This is a genomic window from Gluconobacter sphaericus, from assembly GCF_016757795.1.
GTDB classification, from domain to species: Bacteria; Pseudomonadota; Alphaproteobacteria; order Acetobacterales; family Acetobacteraceae; genus Gluconobacter; species Gluconobacter sphaericus.
On sequence record NZ_CP068419.1, the window covers coordinates 481,289 to 501,173 of the forward strand.

Annotated in this window: 16 protein-coding genes and 1 pseudogene; 5 read left to right on the forward strand and 12 right to left on the reverse strand. The window is 58.7% G+C overall.

Annotation, left to right across the window (positions count from 1 at the left end; all coding sequences use genetic code 11):
• Positions 1–139: 139 nt before the first annotated feature.
• The 11 genes from rplA to fzlA form a co-directional block, all read right to left on the reverse strand.
• Positions 140–832 carry a 50S ribosomal protein L1 gene (gene rplA / locus IGS75_RS02440; protein ID WP_062110027.1) on the reverse strand — a complete coding sequence of 231 codons (693 nt, stop codon included), beginning with the start codon at positions 830–832 and terminating at the stop codon, positions 140–142.
• Positions 833–836: 4 nt separating this feature from the next.
• Positions 837–1,271 carry a 50S ribosomal protein L11 gene (gene rplK / locus IGS75_RS02445; RefSeq protein ID WP_008852418.1) on the reverse strand — a complete coding sequence of 145 codons (435 nt, stop codon included), beginning with the start codon at positions 1,269–1,271 and terminating at the stop codon, positions 837–839.
• A gap of 99 nt (positions 1,272–1,370) precedes the next feature.
• Entirely contained in the window at positions 1,371–3,041 is a 1,671-nt protein-coding gene (locus tag IGS75_RS02450; RefSeq protein ID WP_237468934.1) for an efflux transporter outer membrane subunit, read from the reverse strand.
• Positions 3,041–4,333 (reverse strand): efflux RND transporter periplasmic adaptor subunit, encoded by a 1,293-nt coding sequence (locus IGS75_RS02455; RefSeq protein WP_174787551.1) that lies wholly within the window; start codon positions 4,331–4,333, stop codon positions 3,041–3,043. The genes IGS75_RS02450 and IGS75_RS02455 overlap by 1 nt, the downstream gene beginning before the upstream one ends.
• Positions 4,330–7,497 carry an efflux RND transporter permease subunit gene (locus IGS75_RS02460; protein WP_141351667.1) on the reverse strand — a complete coding sequence of 1,056 codons (3,168 nt, stop codon included), beginning with the start codon at positions 7,495–7,497 and terminating at the stop codon, positions 4,330–4,332. Before IGS75_RS02460 ends, IGS75_RS02455 begins: the two co-directional genes overlap by 4 nt.
• A gap of 170 nt (positions 7,498–7,667) precedes the next feature.
• A complete protein-coding gene (locus IGS75_RS02465; RefSeq protein ID WP_202257479.1) occupies positions 7,668–9,098 on the reverse strand; it encodes a sensor histidine kinase in 1,431 nt (476 codons plus the stop codon).
• Positions 9,085–9,816, reverse strand: a complete 732-nt coding sequence (locus IGS75_RS02470; RefSeq protein WP_141351596.1) for a response regulator transcription factor — start codon at positions 9,814–9,816, stop codon at positions 9,085–9,087. Before IGS75_RS02470 ends, IGS75_RS02465 begins: the two co-directional genes overlap by 14 nt.
• A gap of 64 nt (positions 9,817–9,880) precedes the next feature.
• The gene (locus IGS75_RS02475) at positions 9,881–11,113 is read right to left on the reverse strand and encodes a DNA recombination protein RmuC (RefSeq protein WP_202257480.1); all 1,233 of its coding nucleotides are present in this window, start codon (positions 11,111–11,113) and stop codon (positions 9,881–9,883) included.
• A 46-nt stretch (positions 11,114–11,159) separates the two neighbouring features.
• Positions 11,160–11,405: a hypothetical protein gene (locus IGS75_RS02480; RefSeq protein WP_141351600.1), complete on the reverse strand. Its 246-nt coding sequence runs from the start codon at positions 11,403–11,405 to the stop codon at positions 11,160–11,162.
• 149 nt (positions 11,406–11,554) lie between these two features.
• The gene (locus tag IGS75_RS02485) at positions 11,555–12,730 is read right to left on the reverse strand and encodes a BaiN/RdsA family NAD(P)/FAD-dependent oxidoreductase (protein WP_202258072.1); all 1,176 of its coding nucleotides are present in this window, start codon (positions 12,728–12,730) and stop codon (positions 11,555–11,557) included.
• Between the two features lie 11 nt (positions 12,731–12,741).
• Complete coding sequence (gene fzlA / locus IGS75_RS02490; protein ID WP_041110865.1) at positions 12,742–13,410, reverse strand: FtsZ-binding protein FzlA; 669 nt, start codon at positions 13,408–13,410, stop codon at positions 12,742–12,744.
• 77 nt (positions 13,411–13,487) lie between these two features.
• Here fzlA and minC point away from each other — a divergent pair, with 77 nt between their 5' ends.
• The 4 genes and pseudogenes from minC to IGS75_RS02510 all read left to right on the forward strand — a co-directional run.
• Positions 13,488–14,216, forward strand: a complete 729-nt coding sequence (gene minC / locus IGS75_RS02495; RefSeq protein WP_202257481.1) for a septum site-determining protein MinC — start codon at positions 13,488–13,490, stop codon at positions 14,214–14,216.
• Between the two features lie 147 nt (positions 14,217–14,363).
• A complete protein-coding gene (gene minD, locus IGS75_RS02500) occupies positions 14,364–15,176 on the forward strand; it encodes a septum site-determining protein MinD (RefSeq protein WP_141351604.1) in 813 nt (270 codons plus the stop codon).
• 4 nt (positions 15,177–15,180) lie between these two features.
• The gene (minE, locus tag IGS75_RS02505; protein ID WP_141351606.1) at positions 15,181–15,459 is read left to right on the forward strand and encodes a cell division topological specificity factor MinE; all 279 of its coding nucleotides are present in this window, start codon (positions 15,181–15,183) and stop codon (positions 15,457–15,459) included.
• A 71-nt stretch (positions 15,460–15,530) separates the two neighbouring features.
• Positions 15,531–15,905 (forward strand): annotated as a pseudogene (locus IGS75_RS02510) (YidB family protein); the annotation flags it as partial.
• A 71-nt stretch (positions 15,906–15,976) separates the two neighbouring features.
• Here IGS75_RS02510 and IGS75_RS02515 read toward each other — a convergent pair.
• Positions 15,977–17,173 (reverse strand): SMP-30/gluconolactonase/LRE family protein, encoded by a 1,197-nt coding sequence (locus IGS75_RS02515; protein WP_202257482.1) that lies wholly within the window; start codon positions 17,171–17,173, stop codon positions 15,977–15,979.
• 258 nt (positions 17,174–17,431) lie between these two features.
• On the opposite strand from IGS75_RS02515, the gene IGS75_RS02520 reads away from it, so the two are divergent.
• Positions 17,432–19,855, forward strand: a complete 2,424-nt coding sequence (locus tag IGS75_RS02520; protein WP_237468936.1) for a TonB-dependent receptor plug domain-containing protein — start codon at positions 17,432–17,434, stop codon at positions 19,853–19,855.
• Positions 19,856–19,885: the final 30 nt, after the last annotated feature.

Genomic DNA, 19,885 nt, shown 5'->3' on the forward strand with positions numbered 1-19,885 from the left:
CCTTAAAGACCCAAAGGCCCACGTGCGGTCTTGGACAGGTTTGGAAGCGACCTGCAAGCAGGCCACCCCTCAGCCATCACCCCCGAAGGCGTGACGTCATTTCGTGGCGGTCTTTCCCAGAAGGAAGACCGCCTGTCAATCAGGCTTCGAAGCTCGAAACATCAACGCGAACGCCCGGCCCCATCGTGGAAGACAAAGCCGCCTTCTTCAGATACGTACCCTTGGCACCCGTCGGACGAGCCTTCTGCACAGCATCGACCAGAGCATTGATGTTCTCGACCAGCTTGGCTTCATCGAAAGAAGCCTTACCAACACCTGCATGGATGATACCAGCCTTCTCAGCGCGGTATTCAACCTGACCGGACTTGGCTGCCGTGATGGCACCCTTGACATCCATGGTCACCGTCCCGAGACGCGGGTTCGGCATCAGACCGCGCGGGCCGAGGATCTTACCCAGGCGGCCCACGAGAGCCATCATGTCCGGCGTCGCGATGCAACGGTCGAAGTTGATTTCGCCAGCCTGGATCTTTTCAGCCAGATCTTCCGCACCGACGACTTCCGCACCAGCAGCCAGGGCCTCTTCAGCCTTCGGACCACGGGCGAACACGCCGACACGCAGAGTCTTGCCTGTGCCGTTCGGCAGGGAGATCAGACCACGGACCATCTGGTCAGCGTGACGCGGGTCGATGCCGAGGTTCAGCGAGATTTCGATCGTCTCGTCGAACTTTGCCTTGGCGTTGCTCTTCACGAGTGCCACAGCCTCGGTCAGACCATAGGGCTTGTTACGCTCGACAGTTGCCTGTGCGGCGTTCAGACGCTTGTTCTTAGCCATGGGATCAGCCCTCCACCACGTTCAGGCCCATCGACTTGGCAGAACCGGCGAGCATGCGCACGGCGCCATCAATGTCGTTGGCGTTCATGTCCTTGAACTTCGTCTCAGCGATTTCGCGAAGCTGAGCCGTCGTCACAGAACCAACCGCAGCAGACTTACCAACCGTCTGGCTACCCTTGGAAATCTTGGCGGCCTTCAGGAGGAAGTACGTGTTCGGCGGCGTCTTCGTGATGAAGGAGAACGTGCGATCCGCATAGGCGGTGATGACCACCGGGATCGGCATACCGGGCTCGAGCTGCTGCGTCTTGGCGTTGAACTCCTTGCAGAACTGCATGATGTTCAGGCCGCGCTGACCCAGAGCCGGACCAACCGGCGGAGAAGGATTGGCTTTACCAGCCGGAATCTGAAGCTTGATGTAGCCAACAACTTTTTTGGCCATATCCGGGACTCCCCTGTTTGTAGTTCCCGAACCGCGGTTCTACGGAGTCGGCTAAGCCTCCCCCTCCCGCGTCCGAAGTGAGGCGGACCCCTAGACCAGTCAGGGGCGCCCCGTCAAGCCTTGCGAGACATTATCCGACACGTGATCGCCACGAAGATCATTGTCCAGCGAGGACGCATGATTGTCGATACCGTTCACGGCCTTCGGCGTTCGCAGATCCCCATACTGAAGCGGGCCAAACGGATCGATCTGCTTGATGCCTGGCAAATCACTGGCATTCCAGCCGCCGCCCAGAGCACGCACCAGACGCACGGAGGACTGGACCTGTGCCGTCTGCACCTCGACCTCTGCCAGACGCGCCTGCAGGGCATCCTGCTGGGCCACAAGAGCATCAAGATAGTTCGACAGGCCACCCGTATAGAGCGCCATAGTCATGCTCTGCGTGCGCAGCGCCGCATCCACGGCCTTCTGCTGCTGATCCTGCGCGACTTTAAACTGACGTGTCTGCGTCAGCCCATCTTCGACATCCTGGAACGCGGACAGGACAACAGAGCGATAGTTGTCCACCATACCCCGGTACTGCGACCAGGAGCGCTGCAGCGCTGCACGCCGCAGACCACCGGTAAAGGCCGGCTCGACCGCCTGAACCGCAATTTTCCAGAATGCCCGGGAGATGCTGGCGAGATCGAAGCCACCATCCTCGAAACCACCGTCGGCACTGAAAGTGATATGCGGGTAGAAGGCGGCGCGTGACACACCGATGGCCCGGGCCGAAGCAGCCATCTGCCGCTCGGCAATGGCGATATCCGGACGGCGCTCCAGAAGCGATGCAGGCAATCCCGCATTGATCTTCAAGACCCCGAAATGCATTTTCACGTCCTTGACGGGCGCGATATGAAAACCTGCGGGGGCCGTATTGAGCAGGACGGCAATCGCATGCTCCATGACGTTGCGACTGGCGATCAGATTGCTCTTGCTTGCCTGCGCAGAATAGAGCTGTGTCTCGGCGCGCGAGACATCCAAGCCAGCACCGATCGAACCCGCCTGACGCAGTTCCGTGATCTCAACAGCAGCCCGGAAGTAGCGGATGGAATCATCATAAACTGCGTTCTGAGCATCAAGCCCACGCAAGGCAATATAGTCGGACGCCAGTTCCGCTTCCAGACTCAGCCTGGCGAGTGCGTACTGACCTGCCGAAGCCTGCGCCAGGTTTTTCTGCATCCGCGTGGTGTTACGGATCGAGTTCCAGAAATCCGGCTCCCAGGTCGCTGCACCACTATAGGCCTGATTAGACTCATAAACGAGACTGGTGCTCCTGGCCGGGTTGTTATAGAGCCGGCCGATGGAGCCCTTATTGTCGCTCATATGAGCCCCGCCAGTCACCTGCGGGTACAGACGGCTTTCCGTCTCGCGGGCCACATCACGGGCCTGCGTGAAGGCTTCCGCCTCGGCCTGCAGATCGGGATTGACGGCCAACATACGCTTTTCGAGCCCATCGAGAATGGGATCGTTGAACATGGTCCACCAGTCACTGCGGACAACGCCATCCGCAGGCTGCGCATTGCCCATCATCCCCTGTCCTTCCCATCCTTTCGGATAGAGGAACTTCTGGGGGTGATATTCAGGCGACAGATCACATGACGCCAGCCCGATCGAGAGCACACCAGCCAGAGCCGTCGTGATCCGCCACCTGGAACGGTTACGTCTGGAAGGAACCGTTACGGACGGAGATGACGGGAGCGGGGATGACTGAGAACATTCCGGTTTCATCAGCGAGATCCGGCCTCTTCAGGGTTTGCATCATGCTGACGGACAGGTTTCTGATCCGAATCCTGCTGCACTTTGCTCGGCGTGTTGTATCCCGGTGTAGTCGGGACGATCTTGACTTCGTCCCCTTCCAGCAGATCAGCAGTAGGGTTGGCAACCACACGGTCGTCTTGTGTAAGGCCGCTGAGGATCTGGACCGTCGTGCCAAAGTTGATGCCGACTTTCACATTCACCAGATGGGCGTGGTTATTAATAACCTTGGCCACCTGCGTCCCTTCGGCCCGAAAGATGATCGCGCCTACCGGCAGGATCAGGATATTCGGATTTCCAGGAGCCGAAATATGCGCCGTCGCATAGGAGTTCGGCCACAGCAGATTATCGCTGTTATCCAGTGTCAGCTCAGTCGTGACCGTACGGGTCGCGGCATTAAAGGCGTTAGCTGTTGCAAGGAACGTCGCGCGAAAACGGCTCCCCGGATACTGCGGCACCGTCAGCTCAGCTTCAATTTTCGGAGAAATGACACTGGCGAAATCCTGCGGAACCGACACAAACACGCGCATGCGGTGCACATCAGCGACCGAGAACAGTTCGGACGCCGCACCCCGTGAATTAAGATTGCCTCCACCCGCGTTCACATAGTCACCCACGTTCACCAGACGCGACGTCACGATCCCGTCGAACGGCGCAACGATCCTCTTGAAGTCCTCCAGGGCCTGAAAGCGGTCCACGTCATGGAGCGCAGCTTCGAGCTCGGCTTTCTGGGCGGCGGCATTGGCGGCCTGCACGTCCACTTCCTGACGCGACACAGCCTGTGTTCCCTTCAGGGCCGTCCAACGCTTAGTCGTGATCAGAGCCAGATTGTACCGCGCCAGAATGACGTTGTAATGCGCCTTGGCCGCCTCGTACTGGGCGTCGATGCTGGGGGTACTGATTTCCGCCAGAACATCACCGCGCTTCACATGCGCGCCATAGTCCTTGTACCACATTTTCACATAGCCCGAGACCTGCGCGTAGATCGGCGCTTCATACCAGGCTGCCAGATTGGCAGGCAGATCGACCTGACGCGTCTTCGGACCTGGCTGCGGTGCAATCAGAGTGACAGGCGGAATGGCCGCTTCATCTGTCGCGCCAGCCAGGGAATGATAATGCGCTCCCCGCTGCACAATCCCCCAGGCTGCCAGGGCGATCGCCAGCAGGATCACTACCAGCAGGACAAGCTTGCCGCGTGTTCCAGACCCCGTGCGTGCCGGATGGTTTGTCGGAGGCACCTGCCCCTGATCCGTAGAATGGCTCACGCGCGGTCTCCTTCAGGCCCAGCAGGCCGCTTGTAATGAATAAGGGCAAAAACGCAGGGAACAAAAAGCAGGGTGGCAACGGTTGCCACAAGAAGCCCGCCGATCACCGCCTTGCCCAGCGGCGCATTGTCGGAATTGCTGATGGACATCGGGATCATGCCGATCATCATCGCCAGCGCTGTCATCAGAACCGGACGGATACGTTCATAACCCGCTTCCAGCGCTGCCGTGATAGCATCACCATGATGATCCATCCGTTCACGGGCAAACGACACCACGAGGATAGCATTAGCCGTAGCCGTACCCATACACATGATCGCACCCGTCAAAGCCGGGACCGACATAGAGGTATGGGTCAGGAACAGGCTCCAGGAGATACCCCCCAAGGCACCCGGCAGAGCGGTAATGATGACGAAAGGATCAAGCCAGGACTGAAAGTTCACGACGATGATCAGATAGACCAGAATGATTGAGAGCGCGAGGCCACCAATCAGCTGGACATAGGCGTCATTCATCGTCACGGCCTGACCTCGGACCACCATGCTCGATCCATGCGGTAGCAGCTTGCGCTCATTGTTCACGATCCGGTTCACCGCCCTCGAGAGAGTTCCCAGATCTATGTCTTCAGGCGCTGCATAGATATCAAAGACCGGCATGATGTTATAATGCGCGACTTCCGCCGGCGTCCCGGTCTGCACGAGTTCACTCAGACCACCCAGGAGCTGCGGAGCTTGGTTGGTCGGGTTTCCGTCCCCCTTATCGATCGGGAGGATCTCCAGATCGTTCATGGTCTGCAGATAGTTCGCAGGCGTCTGAACGTCGATCAGCTGCGACGTACCCTGCGCATTCAGGTAATAAGTCTGGCCGACCTGGCCACTACCGGACAGCGTAACCAGCGCATTCAGCGCTACGTCCCGCTCGGTGATTCCAGTTCCCAGCGCAAAGCTTCGGCGGTTATTCACCATGATGGTCGGCTGCGTCATCGGCTCCTGGATGGAGACATCCGTAATACCCGGAATACGGCGCAGTTTCTTGGCGAGCTGTCTGGCAAAGCGGAAGTTATCATTCAGATTACGCCCCACCACCTGCACGTCAATCGGTGACGGCAGACCGAAATTCAGGATCTTGGCCGTGAGATCACCCGGCTGGAACGTGAAGATGGTTCCCGGGAAATCATTGGTCAGCCCCTTGCGGAGAGTCCTGCGATATTCGGCGATCGGACTTTCGGAATTGCGAAGCTGAAGCGTGATGTCGCAGTCCTGTGCCCCCACGGTCGGAGATGGGATCATGGCCTGGTTCAACTGACTGAACGGCAAACCACAGTTGTTCACCACATTGACTACCTGACCAGGCAACAGGCTGCGTATCCGGCGCTCGACCAGTCCGGCGATCTTGCCGCTTTCTTCAAGCCGGGTACCGATCGGGGCACGCATATGCATTTGCAGCGTACCGGATTTGATTTCCGGGAAGAAGTCCTGCCCGATGAACAGCAGCAGCGCCATGGACGAAACCGCCGCAAGCAGGAACAGTGTCACGAAACGGCCACGGATCGAGATCAGGGTCTCGAGAATCACTTTGTAGTGCTCGCGGAAGCTGGTGAACCGCGCCTCGAAACCCCTCTGGAAACGGCCAAAAATGCTTAGCTTGCGGTTATGCCATTCCGGATCGCGATGCATCCGGACCTGCGCTGCCAGCATCCAGTTCGCCATGGTTGGAACCAGTGTTCGCGACAGAATGAAAGACGCGATCATCGCGAAAATGATGGCTTCGGCCATCGGCATGAACAGCCAGCCAGAAATACCCGTCAACTCGAACAGCGGCAGCCACACGATGCAGATACAGGTTGTGGATACGAAGGTCGGAATGACGATCTGGTTCGCCGCATCGATAATAGCATCTTCGAGGTCCTTACCGGTCTCGAGATGAGCATCGATATTCTCGATCATGACGGTCGCGTCATCCACGAGAATACCGACCGCCAGCGCCAGACCGCCCAGCGTCATCACATTAATGGACTGCCCGGCAATACTCAGCCCGATGATCGAGCACAGCATCGCCAACGGAATGGAGGTCGCTACGATCACGGTCGAGCGCCACGAACCCAGGAACAACATGACCGTCAGACTGGTCAGGATCGCGGCGGTGATCATCTCACGCACCACATCCACGACTGATTCCTTCACGAAGCTCGACGCATCGGTCAGGACATTCACCGTCGTTCCGGCCGGCAGCGTCGCCTCGATCTGTGGCAGGAGTTTCTTGATGCCACTCACAACGGAAAGCGTGGAGGCGTCACCGCTCTTGAGAACAACGATCAGGACCGCCTGCTGCCCCTTCACAAGGACTGCATTAATCTGCGGAGGGCCTCCACGGTGCACCCATGCGACGTCGCGCAGATAAATCACGGAATTACCAACCTGTTTGATCGGCATTTTATTGAAATTCGCCAGATCAAGAGGTGCTGAGTTCGTCTTCACCATCCAGTCCAGCTGCCCGATGCGCTGATCACCTGCCGGAAGAACAATATTTTGCAGGTTCAGCGCTGTCGCCACATCTTCTGGAGAGAGTCTGTGAGCCAGCAACTTGATCGGATCAATATCCACCATGATGTCCGGAGCCAGACCACCATAGGGATTGGGGATCGCCGCCCCAGGCACAGAAATCAGTTCCGGCCGGATCAGGTTGGACGCCATGTTGTAGATTTCCGACCCGGACATAGTCGGGTTGTTCACCTGCAACGTCAGAACCGGAACCGACGACGCATCCATTGCCAGAATTAGGGGTGGCGTCGAGCCGGTCGGCAACTGCTTGATAACAGTCTGGGACACTGACGTGATCTGCGTCTGCGCAACCGCCGTATTGGTTCCAGGCTGAAAGAACACCTTCACAATACCACGGCCATAATAGGACGAGCTTTCGATATGCTCGATATTGCTGACCGTTGCTGTCAGGGAACGCTCGTAATAGTAGACAATACGCCCCGACATGTCTTCGGGCATTAAACCCGTATAGGACCAGACGATAGCCACGATCGGAATCTTGATCGATGGAAACACGTCCGTAGGCGTCGCAACAATGGCCCGTATCCCGAAGATCAGGATCATGATCGACAGAACCACGAAAGTATAAGGCCGCTTCAGCGCGGTAACGACAATGGCATTCATACGGTCAGACAACCCCTTGGGGCTCTTCCTGGTCCGGTCATTCTCAACGGGTGTCCCCTTGCAAACTGATCCGATTCATATCCATCGAGCCTCAGACGACAAGGAAAATTCTGTTTAAATATCAAGATACACGGAAAATATTGACACAATGCGACACATATGGGCGCTTTTCAGACAGCGACGGACGGCGCGAAGTGAATGGTGAAAACTGCTCCGGGCAACGTCTGGCCTGGATGGGCGGACACGATATCCACTGACGCTCCGTGCAGCCGCAGGATCGCCGAGACAAGACTTAGTCCCAGTCCGCTGCCCGGAACATGCCGGCTTTTATCCGAACGATAGAAGCGGCCCATGACGGCTTTGCGCTCATCCTCGGCAATGCCGATGCCCGTATCTGCAACCTGAAGCCATGTCGCCCCGTCAGCCCCCTGCCCCGCACTCAGCCGGACGGTTCCCGGATCAGGTGTGAACTTGATCGCATTGTCTACGAGATTGACCAGAACCTCGTTCAGCAGATCCTTATCTCCAAAAAGCGGTAACGGCTCATCCGAATCCACAACTTCCAGCATGACCCCTTCGGTCTCGGCGATGGGCTCATACAGATCCACCACACCGGCCATTAGTTCGCGCAGATCCAACATGGCAAATCCCGCCCGGCGGCGACCATTCTCGATTTCGCCAATCCGCAGCAGAGCCGTAATGACGGAAAAACACTGTTCCAGATCCAAAGTCGCCCGCTCGATCGCCCCCTGCAGCGCGGCCGGGTCATTCGTAATGGCCGAAACACGCTCCAGCCTGGCCTTCACCCGTGCCAAAGGGGTCCGCAGGTCATGGGCGATATCATTACCCACATCCCGGATCTCGTCGAGCAGATGTTCCAGCCGGTCCAACATCCGGTTGACCGATACCGCAAGACGCTCGATGTCGTCCCGCTCGCGACCAGCCGGCAGACGCTCGTGCAGATCACCATCCATAATGCGATCGATCGCCTCATGCATGTCCTTGATCCGCCCCAGGGCACGATGGCTCAGGAAAATCCCAGCCATAAGGGCAAACACCACAACCGGTACCACGGACATCAGGGCCGCACGCTTGGTGATGTAACGCAGTTCATTGGCCATATGCAGCGACCGAGCCAGAACGAGAATACGGTCGCGGTTGCCGTTCGTCCCCTCAACCTCGACGGCCAGATAGCGCATTTCGTAAGGAGTATCCCCCAACGGCGCATCCCACAGACGCTGCGTCTGGGGAGAGACCTCAAGCCCGACCGGCCATTTCTTGATGTCACCCGCGATCCGATTGCGGCTCATATCGAACAGAGCTGCGCCGTTCAGGATCACGCGCAGATCGGTCTTGCTGCGCTCCCGGACTTCATATTCAAGCTGGGCCGGTGTTTCATGAACCAGCAGCGCCGCCTCACGCTGAAGCAGATCGGTCGACCGCTGCTGTTCGTATCCGCTCATCTGGCCGTAAACGAGCCCGAACTGCAGCGCCATCCCCGCGATAATCGCCACAACAAAGGCCAGTGTCAGCCGGAACGTGGCCGTTCGGAAAAGATCAGCCCGGAAGGGTTCGGAAAAGCGCAGGTCAGCCTGGGACACGCAGACTGAACCCAGCACCGCGAATGCTGTGAATGAGCGGCGGCTCGCCGGGCACGTCGATCTTGCGACGCAGTTTCCCGATATGAACATCCACCAGGTTCGTCTGAGGAACGAACCGGTAATTCCACACATCCTCAAGCAGCATGGTACGCGTCAACACGGTGTCGGGACGGCGCATCATGTATTCCAGCAGCCGGAATTCGCGCGGCAGGAGATCGATTTCCTGCCCACTGCGAAACACCCGCCGCTCGATCAGGTCCATTTCAAGCGGACCGACCCTGAGCATCGTCACACGACTGTCCGTCGGGCGACGCAGCAGCGCTTCCAGACGGGCCGCCAGTTCTTCCATGGCAAAGGGCTTTGTCAGGTAGTCATCCCCCCCTGCCTTGAGGCCGCTCACCCGATCATCCACCGCAGAAAGCGCGGAGAGCACCAGAACGGGAATGTTGATCCGCTGGGTCCGCACGCTTTCAATGACGGTCAGCCCGTCCAGTTCTGGCAGCATTCGGTCCACGATCATCAGATCGAACTGGCCCGTGCAGGCATGATCCAGCCCTTCGACACCTGTCGCGGCGCGCGTGACCTCATAGCCCCGGGTCGTGAGTTCTTCGGCGACCTCGGCCGCAATACTCTCATCATCCTCAATCAGCAGGAGCCGGAGAGAGGATCCGACAGTGCGCTCGGGCGCCCCATGTTCTTGTACGGACGTCATGGTCATGATCCTCACATGAGATACTCCCCGATGTCATCCCATTAAAATCGGTCTTAAAGGAGTAAAATGTTCAAAGGCCAGCTGGTTCGTCCAGAGCTTCTTCCATTTCATCGGCGGTTCCGTCCAGCGCCCGCAACCGCCGCCCAAGCACGCGGGTGCGACGCCGGGCCTCCTCAATCGTGTTGCCCATGGTCCCGGCGTTGCGATGCAGCTTTTCAAGAACTTGGTCCATTCGCAGCATCTCCTGCCGCGTCGCCCCCAACAACCCGGCAATCGCCTCCGTCCGCTCCTCAAGTGTCAACGTGACATACCCCAGATGCACGGTCCGAAGCATCGCAGGCAACAGCGACGGCCCCATCACCATAACCCGGTACAGCCGGCCAATCTCATCAATCACGCCAGGCATCCGGGCAATTTCGGCATAAAGCCCGTCCGTCGGCAGATAGAGTACGGCAAATTCGACCGTCAGCGGCGGCAGGATATATTTGGACGCAATCTTCTTCGCCTCAAAGCGGATGACGTTTTCCAACTCCCGCCTGGCCTGACGTTCAGCCAGTGCATCGCCTGCTTCCGCGGCATTCAGCAAGCGCTCATAAGCTTCGGTCGGAAACTTGCTATCGATCGCAAGCCGCGGCGGCACCTCCGTTCCACGTACCGGCATCTTCACCGCAAATTCGACATTCTCGCCTGCCACCCCGAGGCGGAAATTCGTATCGTAACTGCCTTCGGGAAGAATATCGTCCAGAATGGCCCGGCACTGCGCTTCGCCCCAGCCGCCACGCGTCTTCACATTAGAAAACAGACGCTTCAGATCTCCGATCTGCGCCGTAACGCTCGTAACCTCGCCCAGCGCCTTCTGCATGGCGCTGAACTGCTCCACCACGCGCTGAAAGCTGGTCTGCATCTGCTTTTCGACAGCGCCATGAAGCTGTTCGTTCACAGTCGCACGAATACGCTCGATCTGTTCGTTCTGGCTCTGCGCCATTTCCCGCAAGGCATCGGACAGCAGGAGCCGTCCCTCGATCTGATCCTGACCCAGATTTCGCGCCAGCGTGCTCAAACGCTCACTGGTCTCCAGCCGGAACTGATCCAGCCGCCCCGACAGCACCCGCTCGACTTCCGACAGATGCGCCCGGTGATATTCAACGTCCTGTGAGCGCTCCTGCGCCTCACGCTCCAGCAGACGCTCGAACCGGCCACTGCCATTGCCACCCCGCAGAACAGTCAGAAATGCGACCAGCAGCGCTACAACCGCCACGATCCAGGGAAGAAACTGCACCATTCCGGAAATATTCTCCTGCATGGCGCAGTCCTACCCCCTCAGCACAACTGGGCCAATGGCCAGCGCCTCAGGGTTGATGGATATTGCCGTAAGACGCAGCACCAAGACCCGGGCACGAGCATGGCGCACCAAGCGGAACCTGCGTCGGCATCTTGCAGGTGTAGATCCCCGCCTTGCAAGTATAGCCATACCCCGCGATCGGCGTTCCCGGCGGAACAGGACCAGACGCCGCGGTGCCGACACAGGCGCCAAGCCCCAGAAAGGACAGGCCGGCAGCAGCACGCAGAACATGACGGAAAACAGAACGAGACATTTTGATGTGTCCTTCATCAACCAGTTTCAGAAAACCGGAATTGGAAAAGCAGAAACGGATCGCCACCTCATCGGTTGCCGCGTGATCGGACGTCAGGATGGCAATCCTGTGGCAAAGACACGCAACGCCCCAAACTGGCTGGTGAGCGACTAGGGATGACCAGCTGCCGCCTGCCCTGCTGCAACGCCACTCGCCCAGGCCCACTGGAAATTATGGCCACCCAGCCAGCCCGTCACATCCACGGCCTCACCAATTGCATAAAGCCCCGGAACATCACGGGCTCCGAGTGTCTGGGATGACAGGTCCCGCGTATCAATCCCGCCCCGCATGACCTCCGCCTTGGCATAACCTTCCGTACCGGCGGGGCGAAGCTGCCAGTTGGACACACGCTCGGCCAATGCCTTGATTGCGCGGTCCGACTGGTTCGCCAGCATCGTATCCCCCAGCCCGGCAGCCAGAACGCGGGCCAGCCGCTGGGGCAGCGCTTCCAGCAGGCTCGGCGGCAGGGCCTTCGGACGGTCTTTCTTGACCTTCAGAAGCACATTCAGTGCATTCTGCCCGGGCAGAAGATCGATCTGCGCCGCATCCCCGGCTTCAAGATAGGATGAAATCTGCAGGATCGCCGGGCCGGATACACCCCGATGAGTAAAAACCATTCCGTCTTCAAAGCGCGGGCCCTTCTTGCCCACGCGCGCCACGATCGGCAGCGACACGCCAGCGAGCTCCGGATCGGCATCCTCCAGAACCAGCGGCACGAGTGCCGGGGCTGGCGACACGACCCGCAGACCAAATTTCCGCGCCAGTCGCAACGACAGGTCGGATGCTCCGAGCTTGGGAATGGACAGGCCGCCCGTTGCAAGGATCACCGCCCCGGCCCGGATCTCGCCCCCATCCGTGACGACGATGAAGCCGTGTTCCGCCTGCCGCACATCCAGAATACGGGTCTGCATCCGCAGCTCACAGCCAACGGTCCGGCACTCCGAGACCAGCATGTCCACGATCTGCCCGGCTGAACCATCACAGAACAGCTGACCCCGCGCCTTCTCATGCCAGGCAATGCCGTAGCGGTTCACCAGCTTGAGAAAATCCTGCGGTGTGTATCGCGCCAGTGCGGAACGCGCGAAATGGCGGTTCTGCGAGATGAAACAGTTAGGCCCGGTCTCAAGATGAGTAAAATTGCATCGTCCCCCGCCTGATATCAGGATCTTGCGCCCCGGCTCCGGACCGTGATCCAGAACCAGGACCCGTGCCCCGTTCTGACCGGCCGTCGCCGCAGCCATCAGCCCCGCTGCACCAGCTCCGAGCACAATCACATCGGGGTTCATCATGGCGGCTCTCAGAAATCCAGATTGGCGTAATGCGCCGGCGGCGTGATGCCGCTGACCTTGTCTGACAGCAGCCCCCGGAAACAGGGGCGCGACTTCACCCGCGCATACCAGTCCTTCGCCGCAGGCGCCTTGGACCAGTTCACATCCCCGATAAAATCGAGCGCCGACAGATGGGCTGCGGCCGCGAAATCGGCGAGCGACAGCGCAGGCCCCGCAAGCCAGGAGCGCGTCTCCGCAAGCCAGCCGATATAATCAAGGTGAAAGCGCATGTTCGCATAACCGGCCCGCAGCGCATTGCCATCCGGATGACCACGTCCGAACTGGCGCTTGTCGACCTTTTCGCCAAGCAGGTTCCGGGTGACCTCCTGCGCGAAGCGGGTGTCGAACCAGTCCACGAGCCGTCGCGTCTCGACACGATCAGCGAAAGTACGCCCCAGAAGCGGGGTATCCGGATAGGCGTCCTCGAGATATTCGCAAATGACGCGTCCGCCCGGCACGGCCAGACCATTTTCCTCAACCAGCACGGGAACCTCGCCCGCGGGATTGAGATGCAAAAATTCCTCACGCTGTTCCCAGACCCGCTCAATGACGGGTTCGAACGGGAGTCGCTTCTCGCTGAGGGCAAGCCTCACGAGACGGCATTGCGGAGAAAGTGGAAGGTGATGCAGGATACGCATTACCACTTTCTAAGTCAGCCGATACCCGCTCACAAGAGCCTCACCGACTGCCCGACACAGGTCCAACGATTTTCACGATGCCCGATCCCGTTTCCGCTACACCTTCGAACACGCCCATGCGCATCCGTGCGCGCGGCCGTTCCTTCCTGGCGCTCGTCCTGTCCCCCGAGGCGCCTCTCCCCCTCTGGCTGGAAGGTCTCGACCATCAGATCGCCCGTTCAGGCGGACTTTTTACCGGAAAACCGGTCATTTTGGACCTCGGCCTTCTCAGCGAAACCACGCCGGGCCTGACAACGCTACTGGACGATATCCGCAAAAGAGGTGTCCGGATCATCGGCATCGAGGGCGGCAGCCGTCACTGGCCGGCCGTCGCGCACTGGGACTGGCCGGAGACGCTCGACGGTGGGCGTCCGGCTGGGGAAGTCGAGATTCCGGAAGATCCTGCTGCCCGTGCGGCAGAACCGGTATCAGGTGGGGGGACGCTCATTATCGAACAGACCGTCCGTTCAGGGCAAAGCATCCAGCACATGCAGGGCGACGTGATCATCCTCGGATCGGTCTCGTCCGGCGCAGAGATCGTGGCCGCGGGGTCCATCCATGTGTACGGAACGTTGCGAGGCCGGGCGATCGCCGGAGTGGGTGGACAGTCCCAGAGCCGGATTTTCGCAAGCCGAATGCTGGCTGAGCTACTGGCCCTGGACGGGTATTATGCCGTGACGGAAGACATCGATCCCGCGATCCTCGGGCAGGCCGCACAGGCCACTTTGAACGAAGACCGCGTCCGGGTCCTGCCCCTGACGCCGTGAACTGAACTGCAAATTGATGGAGTCTGCCACAAAAGCGCCCCTATTCGCAGGTTGCCGCAGGGTATAAAACGTTCATAGAATGGGAAACCGGTTGCGGTGACCCGTCACAGGCAGACGCGTTCCGCAGAGACGTTTTTTGGAGTATTCATGGCCAAGGTTCTGGTTGTCACTTCCGGCAAGGGTGGCGTCGGCAAGACGACATCGACCGCCGCACTCGGCGCCGCTCTCGCTCAGAGCGGACAGAATGTGGTTGTGGTTGATTTCGATGTCGGGCTTCGGAACCTCGACCTGGTCATGGGTGCCGAGCGCCGGGTGGTTTTCGATCTCATCAATGTTGTGCAGGGCGATGCCCGCCTGTCGCAGGCCCTGATCCGCGACAAGCGCTGCGAGACTCTGTCGATCCTTCCGGCCTCCCAGACACGAGACAAGGATGCTCTGACCTCCGAGGGTGTTGCCCGCGTGATGGACGAGCTTCGCGAGAAGTTTGACTGGGTGATCTGCGACAGCCCGGCTGGAATCGAACGTGGTGCTCAGCTTGCCATGTATCACGCCGATATGGCCGTGATTGTCACTAATCCCGAAGTCAGCTCAGTCCGTGACTCCGACCGGATCATCGGCCTGCTCGACAGCAAGACCAAAAAGGCCGAACAGGGCGAGAAGGTCGACAAGCACCTGCTTCTTACACGTTATGACCCTGCCCGCGCTGCGCGCAAGGAAATGCTGAGTGTCGAAGACGTTCTCGAAATCCTGTCTATCCCGCTGCTCGGCATCGTGCCCGAAAGCGAGGATGTGCTGAAGTCCTCCAATGTCGGTGCGCCCGTCACACTGGCTGCGCCTGCGAGCCTTCCCGCCCGCGCCTATTTTGAAGCAGCCCGCCGCCTGAGCGGCGAGAAGCTCGAAGTCTCGGTCCCAGTCGAGAAGCGCGGTTTCTTTGACTGGCTCTTCAAGAGGGACGCATGAGTTCATGAGTTTTCTCTCAAATATCTTCGCCCGGCGCCAACAGTCCAGCAGTGTCGCCAAGGACCGTCTGCAGATCCTGCTGGCGCATGAGCGCAGTGCGGGCGAGGGCGGCGAGTCCGATCTGATCCGCCAGCTTCATAAGGAAATCATGGAAGTGATTGCCCGTCATGTCGCCGTTGATCAGGACAAGGTCCAGATCAAGGTCGACCGTGGCAGCGGATGCTCCATGCTCGAAATCGACGTCGAGGTTCCGCAGGAACTCAACGGCAAGCGGGGTGCGTGATCCAGAGCCTTTTCCGGACACAATCCAGTTTTAGAGATATTTGATGCGGCTCTGATGCCGCATCTACAAGAGACGGAACAATACGGATGAGCGGCTTTCTCGGAAACCTCATGAATCAGGCTGTCGGTGCCATCGGCGGGCAGCTGGGTGAAAAATTTGGCGGCAGTATTGGCGATTTCCTCAAAGGAGATGGCCTGAACATGCTGCTCAGCCAGGCTCAAAGCGCTGGCCTGACCGACAAGATTCATTCCTGGATCGGTAATGGCGAGAACCTGCCCATCACGGCGGATGAAGTGCGCAGCCTCCTGACGGACCAGCAGATCCAGATGATCGTCAGCAAAACAGGTCTGCCCGCCAACACCATCCTGCCGGCACTGGCACAGCTGCTTCCCGCCGCCGTGGACAAGCACACGCCGGACGGTCAGGCACCGTCTACGACGGCCTGAAGCACAGTTTTACACAGAAGCTACAGAAAGCCCCGGTGGAGTAATCCACCGGGGCTTTTTCATATCCTCGGTCAGGTTTTCTGCCCCTCCGACAAAGCATTGTAAGGCTGTGGCTGTTCGATCGGAAAGCGGATCAGAAGATAAGGCGCTACCCTGCGATCGGTCCCCCCATTAAATGATGCGAGGCGGTTCCACTGCCCGAACGTGCAATAGACATGATCCGCTGTCGCAAAGATCCCGTCCGGAGACAGGGCACGAGGATCGCGGAGCATCATTTTGAACGATCCATCCGGATCGCGCCGCAGAATACAGTCATGCTCATAATTCGTCGTATAGAGCCGGTTCTGGTCATCCAAGGTCAGACCATCCGCCACTCCCTTTTCGCCTTCATCGCGGATTGCAGGGCCAAGAACGACATCATCCGACGCCGGATCTGCGAGAAGATCCACCGACAGGCTGTAAAGCCGACGGCTGGTCAGAGGCGCGAAATAAAGGCGTTTTTCGTCTTTCGTCAGCGCGATCGCATCCACGCCGCCCGAGACCAATTGCGGATGGCCGGGGATATAGCGGCGGGGTTCGCCTTCCACGATGGCCAGAAATCCGGTTTCCGGAAGGATTGCGGGATGCTTCGTCAGCACACGACGGGCTTGCTGGGTCGCGACATCAACAATCACCAGTCCGGGGCTTGTTCCGAACGATGAATCGGTCACGAAGACAGTCCCCTGTGCACCATGCGACAACGACACCCTCAGATCGTTCATGTGGCTGTCCGGCAGAAGCACTGGCGCTTTGAGGATAATCTTATGCGCGACCCGGTTCGTTGCCGGATCAATGCAGACGATCTTTGCTGCCCCTGGCTGCAGGGGATGCCCGGCGCGCTTGCCGTCATCAATCATCCAGAGCCTACCGCTCCGGTCCATGGTCATGCCGTGAACGGAAACAAGACACTCCTCCGGAACATTCCCAGGTAGACTCATTTCGGAACTGGGATAAGGTACAACCTTTCCATGCACCAGTTCACCGAGAGTTGCTCCCTTATGATCCACAGCATGACGTGGAAAACCTACAAAGGTTCTACCATTTGGCAAAACAACGATCCCTGAGGGGCCAGGACCGTCGAATTCGGCAACAATATCTAGCTCTCCGTAGGGACCTGTGCCGTTATCCTCGTTTCCGGCTGCGCGCGCCCGAGCAACCGGCAGCGCCGCAGAAGCCACAAGAGAGGCTGGAGCCGCCGAGGCCGCCCGCAGGAAATGACGTCGCTTCATTCACAAACTCCCGAAATTCATTTGCAAAACATACCATTTCCATAACGCCCCAACCGTGTAAGGATCGCCACAGCCCCTTACAAAATGTGATCGGAATTTTCCCGAACCGGAAAATGATGTTGACGTTTCGCAAATACGAAACGATTTTGTATTTCGTATAAAATACTAACTTATCGCGTGGTAACAGTGCTGACCCAGTTTTCTCTTCGTCATGTAACCCTTCTGGGGACTTCTCTTCTTGGCTCTGCATTTGTCCTGATGATGGACGAGGGCCGGGCTGCAACAACGCAATCGGTTCCAGTTCAGCATAAACAGGCCCATGCAACCCCTGCGTCCCGGAAGACCATTTCCCGACCGGCTCCGAAACCGCCCGTAGAAGTGTCAGGGGGCAGTGAAGCGGTCGTTGTGACGGGAACGCGTGAGTTCGGAAAGAAAGCGCGAGACTCGATTGCTCCTGTCGACGTCGTGACGAATCGTCAGCTAACAGGCACAGGCCAGCCCACACTCCGCGACTCTCTGGCGCTGTTGCTGCCATCCCTCACTGTTCCCACAGGCGGTTTTGATGCGGGCGCTCTGACTGACAGCATTTCGCTCCGTGGGCTCAACCCTAACGAAACGCTCGTTCTGGTGGACGGCAAGCGGCGCCATACCACGGCGAATATCTATGCAGATGGCGGACCGTCGCAGGGGGCCACGCCTGTCGATATCGACATGATTCCCATGTCCATGATCGACCATATCGAGGTCCTGCGTGACGGTGCGTCCGCCCAGTATGGTTCGGACGCCATTGCGGGTGTGGTCAATATCATTCTCAAGAAGCAGAACCATGGCCTGACCATGCGTTCAAACACCGGGATCACAAGCGAAGGCGATGGTTTCCAGCAGGGCGTGTTCATCGATGGCGGCCTGAACCTGAACAATCGCGGCTTTGTTCACATCGGCGGCGATTTCGTTCATCAGGACCATACCTTCCGCTCGGGGAACGACAACCGCACCAACACCAATGTCAACCAGCTTCTGGGACAGCCTGAACAGACGCGCGAGAGCGTCGCCATCAATGCGGGCTATGACATCACTGATGATATCCAGGCCTATGCCGGTGCGACCTATGCGCATCGTCATGCGGAATCCTATCAGAACTACCGCTTGCCCTCTTCGCTCGCCAAATATCCCGGCTACGCGGCGATCTACCCTTATGGCTATTCCCCCATCGAGGCTCTGGAAGAAAACGACTACGAATTGACGGCTGGCCTAAAAGGCACACTGGCGGGCTGGCACTGGGACGTATCGTCAGTTTTCGGTCGGGATTATGATGCTGTAAACGCCGACAGCACCACGAATGTAGGGCTGTACACAGCTACAGGCGAAACCCCGACATCATTTGCCGCGCAGTCCTATAACAACACGCAGTGGACAAACAGCGTGGATCTAAGCCGCAAGTTCCGTACGTCGTTCTGGCCCTATGCCATCAACGTCGCAGGTGGTGCGTCCTATCGCTACGAAGCCTATGCAATCGGAACCGGCTCTCCGGCCAGCTATAGCTATTCCAGCTCAGACGGCTTTCCCGGCACCAACCCGGCCAATGCCGGAAAGTGGTCTCGTGACGTTGCGGCAGGATATCTCGACATCTCCACGAACCTGATGAAGCACTGGCAGGTCGATCTGGCCGGACGGATCGAGCATTACACGGATGTCGGCAACACCAAGACCGGCAAGATCTCGACTCGTTACGATTTCAGCCCACGCTTTGCGGTCCGCGGTACGTTCAGCAATGGCTTCCACGCCCCGACGCTGGCGCAGGAACATTACTCCGCGCTGTCCGTCTCGCCGACCGCTGCCAGTGGCATCATTGCGGCGAATTCCGCCGGCGCACTCGCCAACGGCGCCTCGGCCCTGAAGCCGGAATCTTCCACGAGCGCCGAAGGTGGCATCATCGTTGAACCGATCAAGAAGCTGCATGTCACCGTCGACGTATATCAGATAGACCTGCGTGACCGGATCATGCCAGGGGGTACGATTTATGGCTCGCAGGCTTACAGCGCGCTCCAGGCGGATGGCTTCAACCTACCCACAGGATCTGAAAACTGGACTGGAAGCCAGCTCGCCACGCACTGGTTTGCCAATGTCGCTAACACCCGCACGCAGGGCCTCGATCTGACGGCGACCTATCCGACCGATTTCGGGCGTTATGGTCATGCGGACTGGGATGTTGCGATCAACCTTAACCGCACGCGCCTGCGCCATCAGGCCACCAGCTCGAATGGCACGCCGCTTCTGACGGCCCAGTCCATCGCTTACATCACCACGGCGTATCCGCGTAGCAAGATCATCTTCGGCGGTACCTGGCATTCCGCGCGCAACAAATGGGCCGTCTCCGTCCACGAGATCCGTTATGGCGAAACGACGTCCCAGCTCACCTATTATACGGGACCTTACGCCTACTCCACGAGCCACTATCTGGAGTTCCAGAATGTGCCGAAATGGACGACGAACGCTTCCGTTACCTATAACATCACGCCCAAGTGGAGCGCCACGATCGGGGGCAACAACATCTTCGCCAAGTTCCCGTCCGTTGTTCCTGAAGGGAACCGCTATCTTGGCGTACCCAAATATTACATGAGCACGTCCCAGCTCGGCATGAATGGCGGATATTATTATCTGGACGTTTCAGCCCGCTTTTGAGGCATCAAAACGGCAAGGTGGAGGAGAACT